Genomic DNA, 15,296 nt, shown 5'->3' with positions numbered 1-15,296 from the left:
TTCGATCTCGCCGCGGGGTCGGATCTCCCCGCCGTCTACGACGATATCCCGGGTGCGCGGGAAACTGAACGGCTCCCGCGACGTGTCGGCGGCGCCGCTCCTATGATGGGCGCCATGAGTGCGCACTTCCCCCCGATCGCCATTCTCGGAGCCGGCTCGATGGGCGGTGCGGTCGCGCGCGGCATCGTCCGCTCGGGACGCGCGAGCGACGTGATCGTCACGAACCGCTCGCGTCGCAGCGCCGACGCGCTCGCCGACCTGCCCGGGGTGCGGAGCATCGCCCTGGAGGAGACCCCGACGGGGAACGCGGATGCCGTGGCCGCGGCCGACGTCGTCATGATCGGCGTCAAGCCCGACATGGTCGTCGACCTGCTGCGCGAGATCGCTCCCGTGCTGCGGCCGCGCGCCGTGGTCGTGAGCCTGGCCGCCGGGCTCACGACCACGCGGTTCGCGGCGGTGCTCGGCGACGAGGCCGCGGTCGTGCGCGCCATGCCGAACACCCCGGCGCTCGTCGGCGAGGCGGTCACGGGCCTCGCGGCGGGGGAGACGGTGACCGCGGAGCAGCGCGCCCTCGTGCACGAGCTGTTCGCGACGTGCGGCTCGGTCATCGAGATCGCGGAGGAGCAGATCGACGCCCTCTCGACGATCTCGGGATCGGGCCCGGCCTACGTCTACCTGCTGATCGAGGCGCTCACCGAAGCGGCCCGCGGCAAGGGCTTCACCGACGAGGAGGCGCGTCTCATGGCCGAGCAGACCTTCATCGGCGCGACGGCGCTGCTGAAGTCGAGCGGCGGCGACCCCGCCGAGCTGCGGCGACGGGTCACGAGCCCGAAGGGCACCACCGAGCGCGCCGTCGCCGTGCTGCGCAGCGCCAACCTCGAGGGCCTCTTCGCCGAGGCGACCGACGCCGCCCTCGCCCGCGCCCGCCAACTCGCCGCCGAGTAGCTCGCAGCCCCGCCCCCAGCATCCGCCCCCCAGCATCCGCCTCCACGAAACGCCCTCGCCGAGACCGCGAGAGTGCATCTGCCGGACGAGAGTGCACTCCACGGCTGCAGTCTCGGCCAGCAGATGCACTCTCGCGGGGAATTGCGGGACGCGAGGGACGCGAGGGGCGCGGGGGCGCGAGGGGGGTGGACCCCGGGGGGTCAGCGGTCGAGGGCGGCGAAGCGCTCGATGTCGGCGTTGGTGCCGGCGGCGATGATGAGGTCGTGGTTGGAGACGACCGTGTCCATGCCGGCGTAGCTGAAGGGCTTGCCGGGGCTCTTGACGCCCACGATCGTGACGTTGTACCGCGACCGCACGACCGACTCCGCGAGGGAGAGGCCGCGGATGAGCTTGGGCGGGTACATCTTGGCGAGCACGAAGTCGTCGTCGAAGCGGATGAAGTCGAGCATCCGTCCGTTCACGAGGTGCGCCGTGCGCTCGCCGGCCTCGCGCTCGGGGTAGATGACGTGGTTCGCGCCGACGCGCTTGAGGATCTTGCCGTGCGACTGCGACACCGCCTTCGCCCAGATCTGCGGCACCTTCAGGTCGACGAGGTTCGCCGTGATCAGCACGGATGCCTCGATCGACGAGCCGACGGCCACGACGGCGACCTGGAAGTCCTGCGCGCCCACCTGCGTGAGCGCGTCGATGTTGCGCGCGTCGGCCTGCACGGTGTGCGTCACCCGGTCGGACCACTTCTGCACGAGCTCGAGGTTGTCGTCGATCGCGAGCACCTCGCGATCGAGGCGGTCGAGCTCGCCCGCGCACGCCGCGCCGAAGCGGCCCAGGCCGATCACCAGGACGGGCGCATCGCCCCGGAAGCGTTCCACCATTGCGTGCCCCTAACTGCCCACCGCGCGAGAGCGCGGATCGTGAAACAGCTCAACCAACGATCGGCCTTTCCACCGGCAGCGAGTAGTGCTGCGATCGAGTCGTCGCGGCCACCGCGGCGGCGAGTGTCACTGTACCAACGCGGCCCATGAACATGGTGAGCGCGAGCGCGTAGACGGCGGGATCGGGCAGCTCGGCCGTGAGCCCCGTCGACAGGCCGACCGTCGCGAAGCCCGAGATGACGTCGAACATCACGTGCTCGATGGGCGCCTTGGTGAGCTGGGCGATCGTGATCGTCGACACGGCGACGATCGTGGCGCCCCACGCGACGACCGAGAGGGCCACCCGCTGCACGTCGCTCGGGATGCGGCGGCCGAACGCCTCGACGCTCTGGCGGCCCTTCGCCTCCGACCACACGGCGAGGGCGAGCACGGCGAGCGTCGTCACCTTGATGCCGCCCGCCGTCGACGCCGAGCCGCCGCCGACGAACATGAGCATCGAGGCGGCGACGAGCGACGAGCCGTTGAACTCGCTCATGTCCACGACCGAGAAGCCGCCCGATCGGGTCATCGCCGAAATGAAGAACGACTGGAACGTCGTGTCCCAGGCATCCATCGATCCGAAGGTCCGGGGGTTGTCGTACTCGAGCGCGAGGAAGACGACGGCGCCCGCGAAGAACAGCACGACCGTCGTGATGAGGGTGAGCTTGGCGTGCAGCGACCAGTGCCGCACCCGCAGGTGGTGCCGCCAGAGGGTGAAGATGACCGGAAAGCCGATGGACCCGAGGAAGACGCCCGCCATGAGCATCGTCAGCATGAGGTAGTTGTCGGCGAACGGGGCGAGGCCGCCCGCGTTGGGCGTGAAACCCGTGTTCGTGAACGACATCGCGGCGTAGTACGGCGCCTCCCACAGCGCCGTGAGCGGGTCGACGCCGCCCAGCAGCAGGGCCGGATAGAGGCCCACCGCGAGCACGGCCTCGATCACGAGGGTCGACAGCGCCACGGTCGCCAGCAGCTGTCCGACCTCGCCGAGGCGCACCGTCTGGCCCTCGTTGACGGGCCCGCCGTGCGCGCGCAGCGGATTGCTGTCGCCCGCCGCCATGAGCTTGGCGCGCAGCCCCAGCTTGCGCGAGATGACGAGGCCGAGGATGGATGCCAGGGTCAGCACGCCCAGGGCGCCGACGTTGACGCCGACGTAGACGAGCACATGCCCGAACGGCGACCAGTGCGTGCCCATGTCGACGGTCGACAGGCCCGTCACGCAGATCGTCGAGACGGCCGTGAACAGGGCGTCGGCGAACGGCGTGCGCGTGCCGCTGGCCGACGCGATGGGCAGTGAGAACAGCGTCGTGAACACGAGGATGAGGGCCGAGAACACGAGCACCGCGAAGCGCGAGGGGGAGGCGGTGCCCATCACGCGCACGGCATGCATGACCCGACGCGCGAAGCGCAGAGCGGCACGGATGCCGCGGGCCATGACGGAGGTCTCCGTCATCTGGCGCCTCCTCGCTGACGAAGGTATTCCCGGATGGGGCGCATGTCATGGTACTCGCGTGTGCGCGGGGACTACCCTTATGCCATGGGCGACATCTTCGATGTGATTGCCGACGGCACCCGTCGGGACATTCTGCAGCTGTTGCGCGAGCGCGGCGACGCGGGGGAGGACGGCACGAGCGTGTCGCAGATCGTCGCCGAGCTCGGGGTGAGCCAGCCCACCGTGTCGAAGCACCTCAAGGTGCTGCGCGAGGCCGAGCTCGTGTCGGTGCGCGAAGAGGGGCAGCACCGGTACTACACGCTGTCGCCGAAGCCGCTCGACGCCGTCGACGACTGGCTCATGCCGTTCCTCATCGACGACTTCGACGCGGTGTCGTCGACGCTGCCCGAGTCGGCGGCGCACGCGGCGGACAGCATCGGACGGGCCGCGGCGGCGGCGAAGCACGCGCTGGAGAACGCATTCCGCAAGATTCCCGGCCGCTGAGGCCCCGGGAATTTACACGGATCGCGGGTCTCCCCTACGCTGTGCCTAGCAAGATCAAGGGAGCCAGGGATGCCAGAGCTGTCGGACGTGCGGTTTCTGACCGTCGCGGAGGTGGCGGCGCTCATGCGTGTGTCGAAGATGACGGTGTACCGTCTCGTGCACTCCGGAGAGCTGCCCGCCGTGCGGTTCGGACGCAGCTACCGCGTGCCCGAGACCGCCGTGACGGCCGCTTTGGAACGACCAGCCGCCGACGTCGGCTAGAATAGCCCGAGGCATTTTTTCGATCTGCCCGATCCCGGACGCGGACAACCGCGTCCAGACCCCTGACGTAGTGAGGTTTTCCGTGGGTTCTGTCATCAAGAAGCGCCGCAAGCGCATGGCGAAGAAGAAGCACCGCAAGCTGCTTCGCAAGACTCGCCACCAGCGCCGCAACAAGAAGTAAGCTGCGGCACGCACACCGAGCGCCTGTCCCGAGGACGGGCGCTTCGTGTTTCCCGGTGGTCGGCCGTGCCCGCGGCCGCATCCGGTGCGGCCGGATGCCAGGATGGAGGGGTGACGACGCTGACCCTCATCTCCAAGCCCGACTGCCACCTCTGCGACGTCGCCCGCGAGATCGTCGATGCCGTCGTCGCGGAGCTCGACGAGGACGCCGTGGAGGTGCGCGAGCTGTCGATCCTCGACGATCCGGCGCTCTACGAGCGCTGGTGGGAGAAGATCCCCGTCGTGCTCATCGACGACGAGCTGCACGCGCACTGGCGCGTGGCTGCGGATCGCCTGCGGGCAGCCCTCGCGGCATCCGTCACGACGCCCTGACCCCGCCCCCTGACCCCAGCCCCCCGTGAGCCCGAAGGAGAGCCCATGACCATCCGCCACGTCCTCACCCTGAAGATGGCCGCCCCCGATGCCGAGACGCGTGCCGAGCACGCCGCCGAGGTCGCGCGGCGGATCCAGGCGCTCGACGGCGTCGTGCCGACCATCCGCTCGCTGTCGGTCGGCGTCAACTCCGCGTTCCCCGACGTCAACGCCGACGTGGGCCTGATCGTCGACTTCGACGACCTGCAGGGCCTCGAGGAGTATCAGGTGCACCCCGCGCACAAGGAGGTCATCGCCTACGTGCGCAGTGTGATGAGCGAGCGTTCCGCGGTCGACTTCGAGGTCTGAGGCGCCGCGCCCGCGCCGCGCTCAGGCGAACGGACGCACGGCGACCGGCTCGGGCGCGACCGCGACCCAGACGCGCTGCTGGTAGTCGACGCGCTCGTTCGCGCCGTGCTGCACGCGCAGCATCGTGCCGTCGTCGGTGCGCACGAGTGTGCGGCGGATGCTGCCGAGGAACGTGCTCTCCTCGACGGATGCCGCGATGCCCTCGCCCTCCGCGACGAATCGCACGTTCTCCGGGCGGATGAGGGCGTGCACCGCGCCGGGGAGCGCCTCGCCGAGCACGGGGAGGCGCTGGCCCCACACGAGCACCGTGCCGCCCTGCACGACCCCCTCGACGGGGCTGGAGAGTCCCACGAAGGCGGCGACCGTCGCGGTCGTCGGCCGGAGGTAGAGGTCTTCCGGCGAGCCGATCTGGTCGATGCGCCCGGCGTCCATCACGGCGATGCGGTCGGAGACGGCGAGCGCCTCCTCCTGGTCGTGCGTCACGAAGACCGTCGTGATGCCCAGGCGCAGCTGGATGCGGCGGATCTCGTCGCGCAGCTGCACCCGCACCTTCGCGTCGAGCGCGGAGAGCGGCTCGTCGAGCAGCAGCACGCGCGGCTCGGTGACGAGGGCGCGGGCGAGCGCGACGCGCTGCTGCTGGCCGCCGGAGAGCTGGTGCGGAAAGCGGTCGCCCAGGTGGCCGAGCCCCACGAGGTCGAGGGCGTCGCGGGCGCGCGCGGCGGCCGGCGCCTTCGCGACGCGCCGTCGGCGCAGCCCGAAGGCGACGTTGGCCTCGACGCGCAGGTGCGGGAAGAGCGAGTACGACTGGAACACCATGCCGATGTCGCGTCGGTTCGTCGGCACGCGTGACACGTCGCTGCCACCCAGGCGCACGTGCCCCTCGGTCGCGAGCTCGAGGCCGGCGAGCACCCGCAGCAGCGTGGTCTTGCCGCAGCCCGAGGGGCCGAGCAGCGACACGAACTCGCCGGGCGCGATGTCGAGGTCGATGCCGTGCAGCACCCGCGTCGTCCCGTAGTCCTTCACGATGCCGCGGAACTCCACGCGCGTGCCCTCGCCCGCCGCGGCGAGCAGGACGTTGTCGGCGGTGCGGGGGAGGGGGCTGGAGGAGGTCATCTGGACGCCTTTCCGACGCGGCCGCCACCGGCGGCGCCGATGCGGCCCGCGCCGCCGATGATGAGGAGCAGGAGGAAGCAGAACGCGAGGGCGAGCAGCGTGATCATCGCGGGCGCATAGGCGTCCTGCTTGCTGACGACGACGATCGCGGTCTGCAGCACCTGGCGGTTCAGGAGGGACGCGATCGTGAACTCGCCGAGCACGACGGCCACGGAGATGAGAGACGCCGCGAGCAGCCCCTGGCGCAGGTTCGGCGCGAGCACGCGCACGACGACGGTGGGCCAGCCCGACCCGAGCGAGCGCGCCGCCTCGGCGAGCGTGCGCATGTCGACGGCGTCGACGGACGCCTGGATCGCGCGGTAGGCGAAGGGCAGCACCGTGACGCCGTAGGCGAACGCGAGCGTCCAGGCGCCCGTGCCCAGGCTGCGCCCGATCTGCAGGTAGATCGGCGCGAGGCCCACGACGAGCACGATCGCGGGGATCGAGATGGGCAGCAGCGCGACGAACTCGAACGCGGGCTTGAGGCGCGGGAACCGCAGGTTCACGAGGATGATCGTGGGCGCGACCAGCAGCAGCACGATCGCGACCGTGACGACCGCGAGGACGAGCGAGTTGGCCAGTCCCGTCCAGATCGGGCTGAACGTCGAGGCACGGGCGGGGTCGAACATGCCGGCCCAGTTCTTGGCGGAGAACCCCTCGCCGTCGCGGAGGGTGTAGAGCAGGGTGCTCGCCAGCGGGATGGCGAACAGGATGCCGACGACGAGTCCGATGACGGTGCGCGTGGCGCGCGAGGGGGCGATCATCGCTGCCACCTCGCCGTGCGCTTCTGGATCGCCGAGTACCCCCACATCACGATCGCCACGACGACGATCATGCCGAGCGCGAGCGCTCCCGCGAGGTTCTCACGGCCCAGCACCGTCTCGCTCGTCAGCGCCGCGCGGATCTGCAGCGGCACGATCGGCGCGCCCTGGCTGACGAGTGCCGCGGCCGTCGCGTAGGAGGAGAACGCGTTGGCGAACAGGAGGAGGAGGCACGCGGCGAACGACGGCGCGAGCACGGGGAACCCGACGTGCGCCCAGAACGAGCCGCGCGTGCCGCCGAGCGTGAGGTTCGCCTCCGCCCACTGCGGCTTGAGCGCCGCGAGGGCCGGCATGAAGGTGATGACCATGAGCGGCACCTGGAAGTAGACGTAGGGCATGATCAGACCGGGCAGGTCGTAGATCCAGGGGCCGTCGGCGTACAGGTCGAAGCCGATCGTCTCGCGCAGCAGCACGGTCACGACGCCCTGGTTGCCGATCGTCGCGATGAAGGCGAACGCGAGCATGACGCCGCCGAACTGGGCGAGCACGCCGGAGGCGGCATCCACCGTCCGGCGCGTCGCGCCGTCTTCGCGCAGGCCGAGCATGGCGTAGCAGACGAGCGCCCCGACGAGGGCGCCGATGATCGCGGTGAGCGCCGAGACCCACACCGTGTTCCAGAACGTCAGCAGGATCACCGGGTCGGCGAGGGCCGCGATGTTGTGGAACGTCAGCGCGCCGTCGCCGTCGACGAAGCCGGACCCCACCGCCAGCAGCGTGGGCAGCAGCAGGAAGAGCGCCGCGAAGACGGCGAACGGCAGGAGGCCGAGCCACGGCAGAAGCGCGGCCGTCCGCCGGGCCGGAGAGGTGGTCTCCGGCCCGGCGGACGAGGTGGCCGCATCGTGTGCGGCCGTGGGGGTGACGGTGGTCACTGGATCGCCGCGGCCCATTTCTCCCCGAGCAGGGTGCCCGCGGCGGTGGACTGCTCCTCAGTCGGCACCACGGTGTCGGCCGGCGCCTCCGGCAGAGCGGCCGCGAGCGTGGCGTCGATCGTGCCGGCCTCGACCATCGCGGCCATGCGCACGGGGCGGGCGCCGCCCTTCAGCCAGAGGTTCTGCACCTCGTCGCTGTAGAGGAACTCCTGCCACAGACGTGCCGCGGCAGGGTGCGGGGCGTCCTTGTTGATCGCCTGGTTGTAGTAGCCGGCGTATCCGGTGCCGGGGAACACGACGACCTCCCACGTCGGCACGTCGTTCACGTGCGTCGCGTTGAGGTAGTCCCAGTTGAAGACGACCGGGGTCTCGCCGCTGGTGACCGTCGCGGTCGTGGCATCCACCTTCAGGAAGTTGCCCGCGGCGTTGAGCGCGGCGAAGAAGTCGATGCCGGGGGTGAAGTCGTCGAGCGTGCCGCCGCTCTGCACGGTCGCCAGGCCCACGCCCGCGAACGCGGCACCGGCCTGCGTGGGGTCGCCGTTGAGCGCGACCGAGGCCTTGTAGTCGGCGCCGAGCAGGTCGTCGAGGCTCGTCGGCGCGGGGACCTTCGCCGAGTCGTAGCCGACCGACATGTACCCGCCGTAGTCGCCCACGAACAGGCCGCTGGGCTCCTTGAGCGCGTCGGGGATGTCGTCCCACGTCTGCACCTTGTACGGTGCGAACTGGTCGGTGTTCGCGAGCGCGACGGCCAGGCCCAGGTCGAACACGTCGGGGGCGGTGTCGAGGCCCTCGTTGGTCTTCGCGGCCTGGATCTCCTCGGCGCTGGAGACATCGGGCGACTGCTCCTCGACCGTGATCTCCGGGTAGCGGCTCTTGAACAGGTCGATGATCTCGCCGTAGTTGGCCCAGTCCCGCGGCAGCGCGATGACGTTGAGCCGGCCCTCGGCCTTCGCCGCGGCCTCCAGGTCTTCGAACGTGCCGATGTCGGCGAGGCTCGTCGCGGTCGCGGCATCCGTGTCGGCCGACGAGCCGCACGCCGTGAGGGCGAGCGCGACGGCCGCCGTCAGCGCGACCAGGCCTGCGCGGCGCGGGGAGAAGCGGGACATGGGGTTCCTCTCGATGCACGGGGATGCGCACGCGTGAGACGCGCGCACCCGGGACGAGACGAGACCCTATTGACCCCGGACGAACGGCCGGAGCGCCGCCGATGAACGAGCGGCGACGCTCCGGTGACCGTTATCTCCCGATCACTTCTCGATCTCGACGACCTCGGCGTTGGGGGCGTTGTTCTTGACTGACTGGATGCCGTTCAGGGCGCTCGCCTTCGAGGAGTAGCCCTGGCTGGTGGCGATCACCTGGCCGTTGGTCGCCTTGAGGTTGAAACGCCAGTCGCCGCCCTTGTCGACCCAGAGCTCGAACTTTCCCGCCATGATGTGGCCCTCCCATGCATCCACCGGCGTCCGTGCCGGTGCTCTGCGCTCACGCTAGCGCCCGCGGCCGCCGAGGCGCCAGTGTGCGCGGAATCGAGATCGGCACCGACGACCGTGTGAGCGGGTGCGTCATCATTCGTCGACAAGGAAGGCGATCCCCGCCACGTGCAAGCAGCTCTGAACCTGGGGGTCCATGATGTCGAACGGCAGCCTCTCGGGTGTGAAGTCGTCGAGCACCTGGGCTTGGAAGTCGTCGCGATCGAAGCGGTCGTCGATGACCCCGGCGTCGGCGAGACACCGGACGACGACCTCGGACGAGTCGCGCAGCAGGTCAGGGTTGCCCTGCTGATAGCGGTACAGCTCTTGAATCGCGCCGTACGTGTCCGACATGCACTCGTGATTGGTGCGCATGAGTATATCGAGCCCTTCTTCATCGGCAGGCGCAGCACCGGGCTGGAGCTCGACGAGACCGTTGGGGTGGTCTGTCCGTACCAGTGGGATGCCGGCCACTGACATGCAGTCCTCGTACAGCCCGACCCCTTCCAGATAGTCGGCATGACTGATCTGCCCGGTTTCCCGCGCCCGCTCCAGGACGGCACGGTCCCAGTCCGACATCTCATCGGACAGCGTCTGCTCGATGAGGGCGCCCATCGAGCTCGCGATCTTGCCCTCCCGTGGCCCCGTGCCCGGTGAGCCGCATCCCGTCAGGAGCATCAGCGACGAGACGGCCGCAAGTGCGCAGAACCACCGTGACCGCCTCCCGCCGATCACGGGATCACCGACCCGAGCACGGCGCCGGCGACCCGCGAGTGACGGCGCCGGCTATTCTACGACCAGGAATGACATCCCCGCCCCGTACAAGCAGCTCTGAACCTGCGCGTCCATGATGTCGAACGGCAGCCTCTCGGGCGAGAAGTCGTCGAGGACGCGGGCTTGGAAATCGTCGCGGTCGAACTGATCGTCGATGACCCCGGCGTCGGCGAGACACCGGACGACGACCTCGGCCGAATCGCGCAGCAAGTCCGGGTTCCCGCGCTGAAAGCCGTACAGATCCTGCGTGGTGCCGTACGTCTCCGACATGCACTCGTGGTTCGTTCGCAGGAGCTGCTCGTCTCCGTCGTCGCCGGCGGGCACGGCGCCGGGCTGGAGCTCGACGAGACCGTTGGGGTGGTCGGTCCGTACCAGCGGAATGCCCGCCGCCGCCATGCAGTCCTCGTACAGTCCGACCCCTTCCAGATAGTCGGCATGACTGATCTGCCCGGTTTCCCGCGCCCGCTCCAGGACGGCGCGATCCCAGTCCGACATCTCACCCGACAGTGCCTCTTCGATGAGAGCGCCCATCGAGCTCGCGATCTTGCCCTCCCGTGGCCCCGTGCCCGGTGAGCCGCATCCCGTCAGGAGCATCAGCGACGAGACGGCCGCAAGTCCGCAGAACCACCGCGACCGCCTCCCGCCGATCACGGGATCACCGACCCGAGCGTGGCTGTGAGCCGAGCGGCGGGACTCACTGGGCACGTGCGTAGATCGCGCCGTTCCTGTAGAGGATCGCCTGGTGCGAGAAGTTGAAGCCCGACACGTATGCTCTCGTCTCGACCTTGGAGTACTTCCCCCAGTCGACCTTGTCACCCAGCCGTGCGTGCCCTTGCAGGAATCCGTCGGCGCCCGTGTTGGAGTATCCGGAGGCGTACGCCTCGCCCCACCAGGAGCCGACGTTGTACATCACCCCCGCATGAACTGCCGGAGCGCTGGCGACGACGATGCCGAGCGACAGCACTGCCGCCGCGATTCGCCCGGACGCTCGCCGGCCGCGGCCGTGCTGAACTCCTGTGGTGCTCGTGCTCTTGGAAGCCATGAATGATCCCCCCGAATCAACAATATGTGGCCTCTTTTATAGCACTTCTTCGAAGGTCGTCAAAGTCGCCGGCGGCGGGGGCGGGTGCGCTCAGCCCGCGAGCCGCGACCGCAGCGTCGTCAGCTCGGCGTCGGAGAGGCCGCCCGAGCGCAGGTATCCCGCGACCGAGTCGTGCTGCGACTCGACCCACGCGAGGGCGTGCTCGATCGCCTCGGCGGGCGTCTCGGTCGCCAGCTCGCGCAGCCGCGGCGTGACCGGCATGTTGTGACGCTCGATCGAGGCGAGCACGGCGTCGGCCCACGGCCCGGCGAGGTTGCGCCCGCTCGCGGTGTAGTCGGCGACGATCGCCTCGCGGGTCGCGCCGACGGCGTCGAGCAGCAGCGCCGTCGCGATGCCCGTGCGGTCTTTGCCCGCGGTGCAGTGCACGAGCACGGCCGAGGGCTCCTCGTCGCGGCTCGCGGCGACCAGGCGCGCGACGTGCGCGAACGACTCGGCGGCGTGCGACAGCATCGCGACGTACAGCTCGCCGAGGGCGGGCAGGCGCTCGAGCAGGATCGCCGCGGCGTCGCGGCTGACGTCGGGGCCGGCGGCGCCCACGGCATCCTTCGCGAGCTCGCTCACGGCGCCCTCGAGCAGCGAGAGCTCGACGATCCGGAACGCCCGCGTGTCGGGCAGCAGGTCGGGCGTGTGCGCGCGCTCGCGGTCGGTACGGAAGTCGACGACCACGCCGATGGGGCTCTCGGCGAACGCCTGCAGGCCCGCGGGCGTCGCCCGGCCGAGCGCCTCGGAGCGGAAGAGCACGCCGTGGCGCGTCACGCCGCCGGAGGCGAGCGGCGTGCCGCCCGTGTCGCGAAAGTTCACGAGGCCGTCGATCATGGCATCCGTCCCGTCGGTGGTGTGGTTCAGGCTGTGGCGGTCGGCGTCGCGGGGTCCCCGGCGGGGCGCGGGCTCAGGGCGCGAGGCGCGTCGGCCCGCGGAACAGGTAGGTCACCTCGCGGATCGACGACTCGCCCAGCAGCAGCATGAGCACGCGCGCGAGGCCCATGCCGAAGCCGCCGTGCGGCGGGGCGCCGTACCGGAAGAAGTCGAGGTAGAAGCCGAGGTGCTCCGGGTCGAGGCCCTTCTCGCGCGCCTGCGCCTCGAGCACGTCGACGCGGTGCTCGCGCTGCGCGCCCGTCGTGATCTCGACGCCCTTGTAGAGCAGGTCGTACGACTTCGTGAGCCCCGTCTCCGGGTCGCGCATGTGGTAGAACGCGCGGATCTCGGGGTGGTAGTCGGTGATGAACACGAACTCGTGACCGTAGGTCTCCCGCACGTGCGCGGAGATCTGGCGCTCGCCCTCGGGGTCGAGGTCGCCGTCGGTGCGGGGGATCTCGTAGCCGCGCGCCTTCACGATCTCACGGGCCTCCGCGAGCGGGATGCGCGGGAACGGGAGGGCGGGCACGACGACGTCGATGTCGAAGAGCTCCGCGATCTCGTCGCCGTGCTTGTCCTTGACCGCCTGGATCGCGGTCTGCAGCAGCTCCTCCTGCATGGCCGCGACGTCCTCGTGCGAGTCGATCCAGCTGATCTCCGCGTCGATCGACGTGAACTCGGTGGCGTGGCGCGAGGTGAAGCTCGGGTCGGCGCGGTAGACGTCGCCGATCTCGAAGATCTTGCCGAAGCCGGCCGACTGGGCCATCTGCTTGAAGAACTGCGGGCTCTGCGCGAGGTAGGCCGTCTTCTCCTCGAAGTAGGGCACCTCGAACAGCTCGGCGTTCGACTCCGACGCCGAGGCCATGAGCTTGGGGGAGTGGATCTCGATGTAGTCGCGCTCGATCCAGTACGTGCGCATCGCGTGCTCGAGCGTCGTCTGCACCCGGAAGACCAGGTTGTTGCGGCGCTGGCGCAGGTCGAGGAAGCGCCAGTCCATGCGCTTGTCGAGGCTGCTGTCGGCTGCGATGGGCGTCTCCGGCAGCGCCGCGGCGGCGATGTCGAGCGCGCCGATCCTGATCTCCACGCCGCCGAGCTTGACGCGCTCGTCGTGCTTGAGCTCGCCCGTCACGGTGAGGAAGGTGCCCGTCGCGAGGTTCGAGATCGTGTCGGTGAGCGCGAGTGCTGCCACGTCCTGCTCCGCGCCGTCGGGGTCGGGCCGCGTCGCCGGGTTGACGAGCTGCACGGCGCCGCTCTCGTCGCGCAGGATGACGAACTGCACCTTCTTCTGATCGCGGACGGTCTCGACCCATCCCGATACCGAGACGGGGCCGTCTTCGCGGGCCTGCAGTTGCTTGACGAGAACGCGTTCACTCACGAGGGTCAAGCTTACGCGGGGGCGGATGCCGGTGCCTCCCGAGCCCGTGGGCCGCGGCACGATGGCCGATTCCCGCCAGCATCGTGCCAGGGGCGGACGGCAGGATGGCGGGCATGCCCACGACGAACGACCGGCACGCGGCGACGCTCGCCGCCTACCTGGCGCTGGCGCTCGTCTGGGGCTCCAGCTTCCTGCTGATGAAGGTCGCGCTGGGGGCCTTCACGCCCGCGCAGGTGGCTCTCGGGCGCATCCTCATCGGTGCGGCGACCCTGACGGCGCTGATGCTCGTGACCCGGCGGGCCTGGCCGCGGGAACGCCGGCTCTGGGCGCATCTGACCGTCGTCGCCGGCCTGCTGTGCGTCGTGCCCTTCCTGCTGTTCGCGTGGGCGGGGATGTTCCTCCCGTCCGGGCTGAGCGCGATCCTCAACGCGACGACACCCATCTGGACCGCGATCGCGACGACCGTCGCCGTGCGCGGCGCGCGGCTCACGGCGTGGCAGGCACTCGGCGTCGCTCTCGGCGTCGCCGGCGTGGCGCTGACCATGGGCGTGTGGCGCGTGGTCACCGACCCGGTGTTCCTCTCCTCGTTGCCCGCCCAGGCCGCCTGCCTCGCCGCGACGGCGTCGTACGGCCTCGCCTTCGCCTGGATGCAGCGCTTCGTCACCGGCAGGCACCGGCACGACCCGCTCGCCGTCGCCTCCGTGCAGCTGGTGGCCGCGGCCGGGATCGCCGTCGTGCTCGTGCCGTTCGTCGCGGTGACGCCGGTGGTCCTCGACGCGGTGCCCGTGCTGAGCCTGCTCGCCCTCGGCGTGCTCGGCACCGGGCTCGCCTACGTGTGGAACACGCGCGTGATCGTCGCGTGGGGCTCGCTCGCCGCGGCGACCGTGACCTATCTGACGCCGCTCGTGGGGGTGGTGCTCGGCGCCGTGCTCCTGAACGAGCGTCTCGGATGGCACGAGCCGGCCGGCGCGGTCGTCGTCGTGCTGAGCGTCATGCTCGTGCAGCGACGGTTCGACCCGGTGCTCGCGAGGTTCCGGTCGGCCCGCGCGCGCTGGCGCAGCCGGGCCGGCGGATCCGACGCGGCACCCAGGGAATCCGCAAGGAACGTCTCGTAAGGTGGGACACGTCGTGTCCGCACCCTGGTCGCGGCGATCACCGAGCGCCCTCCCCGACCCCTGGAGACACCCGATGAGCGACACGACGAACGACGGCTCCTGGCTGGGCATGCTGGCCGAGTGGTCGGTGGGCCTGATGGACGTCATCGGCGCTCCCGGCGCGGCCCTCGCGATCGCGCTGGAGAACATCTTCCCGCCGCTGCCGAGCGAGGTGATCCTGCCGATGGCGGGCCTCGCCGCGTCGCGCGGATCGTTCACGCTCGTCGAGGCGATCGCGTGGACCACCGCGGGATCGATCGTCGGCGCCCTGCTGCTCTACGGCCTCGGCGCCCTGCTCGGTCTCGACCGCCTGCGCGCTATCGCCGCGCGCGTGCCGCTGCTGCATCCGGAGGACATCGACCGCACGGTCGCCTGGTTCGCCAAGCACGGCGGCAAGGCCGTGCTCTTCGGCCGGATGATTCCGATCTTCCGCAGCCTCATCTCGATCCCCGCCGGCATCACGCGCATGCCGCTCTGGCGGTTCACGCTGCTCACGGGCATCGGATCGCTCGTGTGGAACACCGTGTTCGTGCTCGCGGGCTTCTTCCTCGGCGAGGCGTGGCCCGTCGTCGAGCAGTACACCGACGTCCTGCAGTACATCGTCATCGTCGTCGCGGGCGCCGCCGTCGCGTGGTTCGTGATCGCGCGCGTGCGGGGGCTGTGGGCCGCGAAGGCGGCGAGGAAGGGCGCTCGACCGGGCGGCGTCCCGGGCCCGGCAGAGGCGGCGGAGCCGGCATCCACGTCCCCGGCCGAGCAGCTGGCCGAGCAGCAGGCC

The 15,296-nt window shown here is 70.4% G+C and carries 19 protein-coding genes and 1 pseudogene; 8 read left to right on the top strand and 12 right to left on the bottom strand.

Translation table 11 applies throughout. The annotated features are described in order from the left end of the window. The first annotated feature begins 114 nt into the window (after positions 1-114). On the top strand, positions 115-945 hold the full coding sequence (gene proC, locus AOA12_RS16830; protein WP_054685381.1) for a pyrroline-5-carboxylate reductase: 831 nt from the start codon (positions 115-117) through the stop codon (positions 943-945). Between the two features lie 200 nt (positions 946-1,145). Here proC and AOA12_RS16825 read toward each other — a convergent pair whose 3' ends face one another. Beyond that, positions 1,146-1,817: a potassium channel family protein gene (locus AOA12_RS16825; RefSeq protein WP_054685378.1), complete on the bottom strand. Its 672-nt coding sequence runs from the start codon at positions 1,815-1,817 to the stop codon at positions 1,146-1,148. A 49-nt stretch (positions 1,818-1,866) separates the two neighbouring features. After that, a complete protein-coding gene (locus tag AOA12_RS16820) occupies positions 1,867-3,309 on the bottom strand; it encodes a TrkH family potassium uptake protein (protein ID WP_054685376.1) in 1,443 nt (480 codons plus the stop codon). 84 nt (positions 3,310-3,393) lie between these two features. Here AOA12_RS16820 and AOA12_RS16815 point away from each other — a divergent pair, with 84 nt between their 5' ends. From AOA12_RS16815 to AOA12_RS16800, 5 genes are all read left to right on the top strand, one after another. After that, positions 3,394-3,792, top strand: coding sequence for an ArsR/SmtB family transcription factor (locus AOA12_RS16815; RefSeq protein ID WP_054685374.1), 399 nt, complete (start codon positions 3,394-3,396; stop codon positions 3,790-3,792). Positions 3,793-3,861: 69 nt separating this feature from the next. Then, entirely contained in the window at positions 3,862-4,053 is a 192-nt protein-coding gene (locus tag AOA12_RS16810) for a helix-turn-helix domain-containing protein (protein WP_054685372.1), read from the top strand. A gap of 82 nt (positions 4,054-4,135) precedes the next feature. Continuing rightward, positions 4,136-4,234, top strand: a complete 99-nt coding sequence (locus AOA12_RS22715; protein ID WP_003792170.1) for a 30S ribosomal protein bS22 — start codon at positions 4,136-4,138, stop codon at positions 4,232-4,234. A 110-nt stretch (positions 4,235-4,344) separates the two neighbouring features. Then, complete coding sequence (locus AOA12_RS16805) at positions 4,345-4,605, top strand: glutaredoxin family protein (RefSeq protein ID WP_054685370.1); 261 nt, start codon at positions 4,345-4,347, stop codon at positions 4,603-4,605. A 45-nt stretch (positions 4,606-4,650) separates the two neighbouring features. Further along, a complete protein-coding gene (locus AOA12_RS16800) occupies positions 4,651-4,953 on the top strand; it encodes a Dabb family protein (protein WP_054685369.1) in 303 nt (100 codons plus the stop codon). A gap of 21 nt (positions 4,954-4,974) precedes the next feature. Here the strand turns inward: AOA12_RS16800 and AOA12_RS16795 are convergent, their stop codons facing one another. From AOA12_RS16795 to aspS, 10 genes are all read right to left on the bottom strand, one after another. After that, on the bottom strand, positions 4,975-6,066 hold the full coding sequence (locus tag AOA12_RS16795; protein ID WP_054685368.1) for an ABC transporter ATP-binding protein: 1,092 nt from the start codon (positions 6,064-6,066) through the stop codon (positions 4,975-4,977). Continuing rightward, entirely contained in the window at positions 6,063-6,869 is an 807-nt protein-coding gene (locus AOA12_RS16790) for an ABC transporter permease (protein ID WP_054685366.1), read from the bottom strand. Before AOA12_RS16790 ends, AOA12_RS16795 begins: the two co-directional genes overlap by 4 nt. Continuing rightward, on the bottom strand, positions 6,866-7,813 hold the full coding sequence (locus AOA12_RS16785; protein WP_054685364.1) for an ABC transporter permease: 948 nt from the start codon (positions 7,811-7,813) through the stop codon (positions 6,866-6,868). The genes AOA12_RS16790 and AOA12_RS16785 overlap by 4 nt, the downstream gene beginning before the upstream one ends. Next, a complete protein-coding gene (locus AOA12_RS16780; protein WP_054685359.1) occupies positions 7,792-8,901 on the bottom strand; it encodes an ABC transporter substrate-binding protein in 1,110 nt (369 codons plus the stop codon). The genes AOA12_RS16785 and AOA12_RS16780 overlap by 22 nt, the downstream gene beginning before the upstream one ends. A gap of 141 nt (positions 8,902-9,042) precedes the next feature. Then, complete coding sequence (locus AOA12_RS16775) at positions 9,043-9,225, bottom strand: YegP family protein (RefSeq protein ID WP_054685357.1); 183 nt, start codon at positions 9,223-9,225, stop codon at positions 9,043-9,045. Positions 9,226-9,357: 132 nt separating this feature from the next. Beyond that, positions 9,358-9,876: a hypothetical protein gene (locus AOA12_RS16770; protein WP_156366555.1), complete on the bottom strand. Its 519-nt coding sequence runs from the start codon at positions 9,874-9,876 to the stop codon at positions 9,358-9,360. A gap of 171 nt (positions 9,877-10,047) precedes the next feature. Next, positions 10,048-10,566 (bottom strand): hypothetical protein, encoded by a 519-nt coding sequence (locus AOA12_RS16765; protein WP_156366554.1) that lies wholly within the window; start codon positions 10,564-10,566, stop codon positions 10,048-10,050. 163 nt (positions 10,567-10,729) lie between these two features. After that, positions 10,730-11,077 (bottom strand): hypothetical protein, encoded by a 348-nt coding sequence (locus AOA12_RS16760; RefSeq protein ID WP_156366553.1) that lies wholly within the window; start codon positions 11,075-11,077, stop codon positions 10,730-10,732. A 90-nt stretch (positions 11,078-11,167) separates the two neighbouring features. Continuing rightward, complete coding sequence (locus AOA12_RS16755) at positions 11,168-11,953, bottom strand: tyrosine-protein phosphatase (protein WP_054685347.1); 786 nt, start codon at positions 11,951-11,953, stop codon at positions 11,168-11,170. 73 nt (positions 11,954-12,026) lie between these two features. After that, positions 12,027-13,367: an aspartate--tRNA(Asn) ligase gene (aspS, locus tag AOA12_RS16750; protein ID WP_054687146.1), complete on the bottom strand. Its 1,341-nt coding sequence runs from the start codon at positions 13,365-13,367 to the stop codon at positions 12,027-12,029. A 113-nt stretch (positions 13,368-13,480) separates the two neighbouring features. Between aspS and AOA12_RS16745 the strand changes: the two genes are divergently transcribed. Further along, positions 13,481-14,482 (top strand): DMT family transporter, encoded by a 1,002-nt coding sequence (locus AOA12_RS16745; protein ID WP_231637109.1) that lies wholly within the window; start codon positions 13,481-13,483, stop codon positions 14,480-14,482. 73 nt (positions 14,483-14,555) lie between these two features. Next, positions 14,556-15,176: pseudogene (locus tag AOA12_RS16740) on the top strand (DedA family protein); the annotation flags it as partial. Positions 15,177-15,296: the final 120 nt, after the last annotated feature.

It is taken from the genome of Microbacterium sp. No. 7 (assembly GCF_001314225.1).
GTDB lineage: Bacteria > Actinomycetota > Actinomycetes > Actinomycetales > Microbacteriaceae > Microbacterium.
Note: the sequence above shows the minus strand (reverse complement) of the source record. Positions and strands in the feature narration are given on the sequence as shown.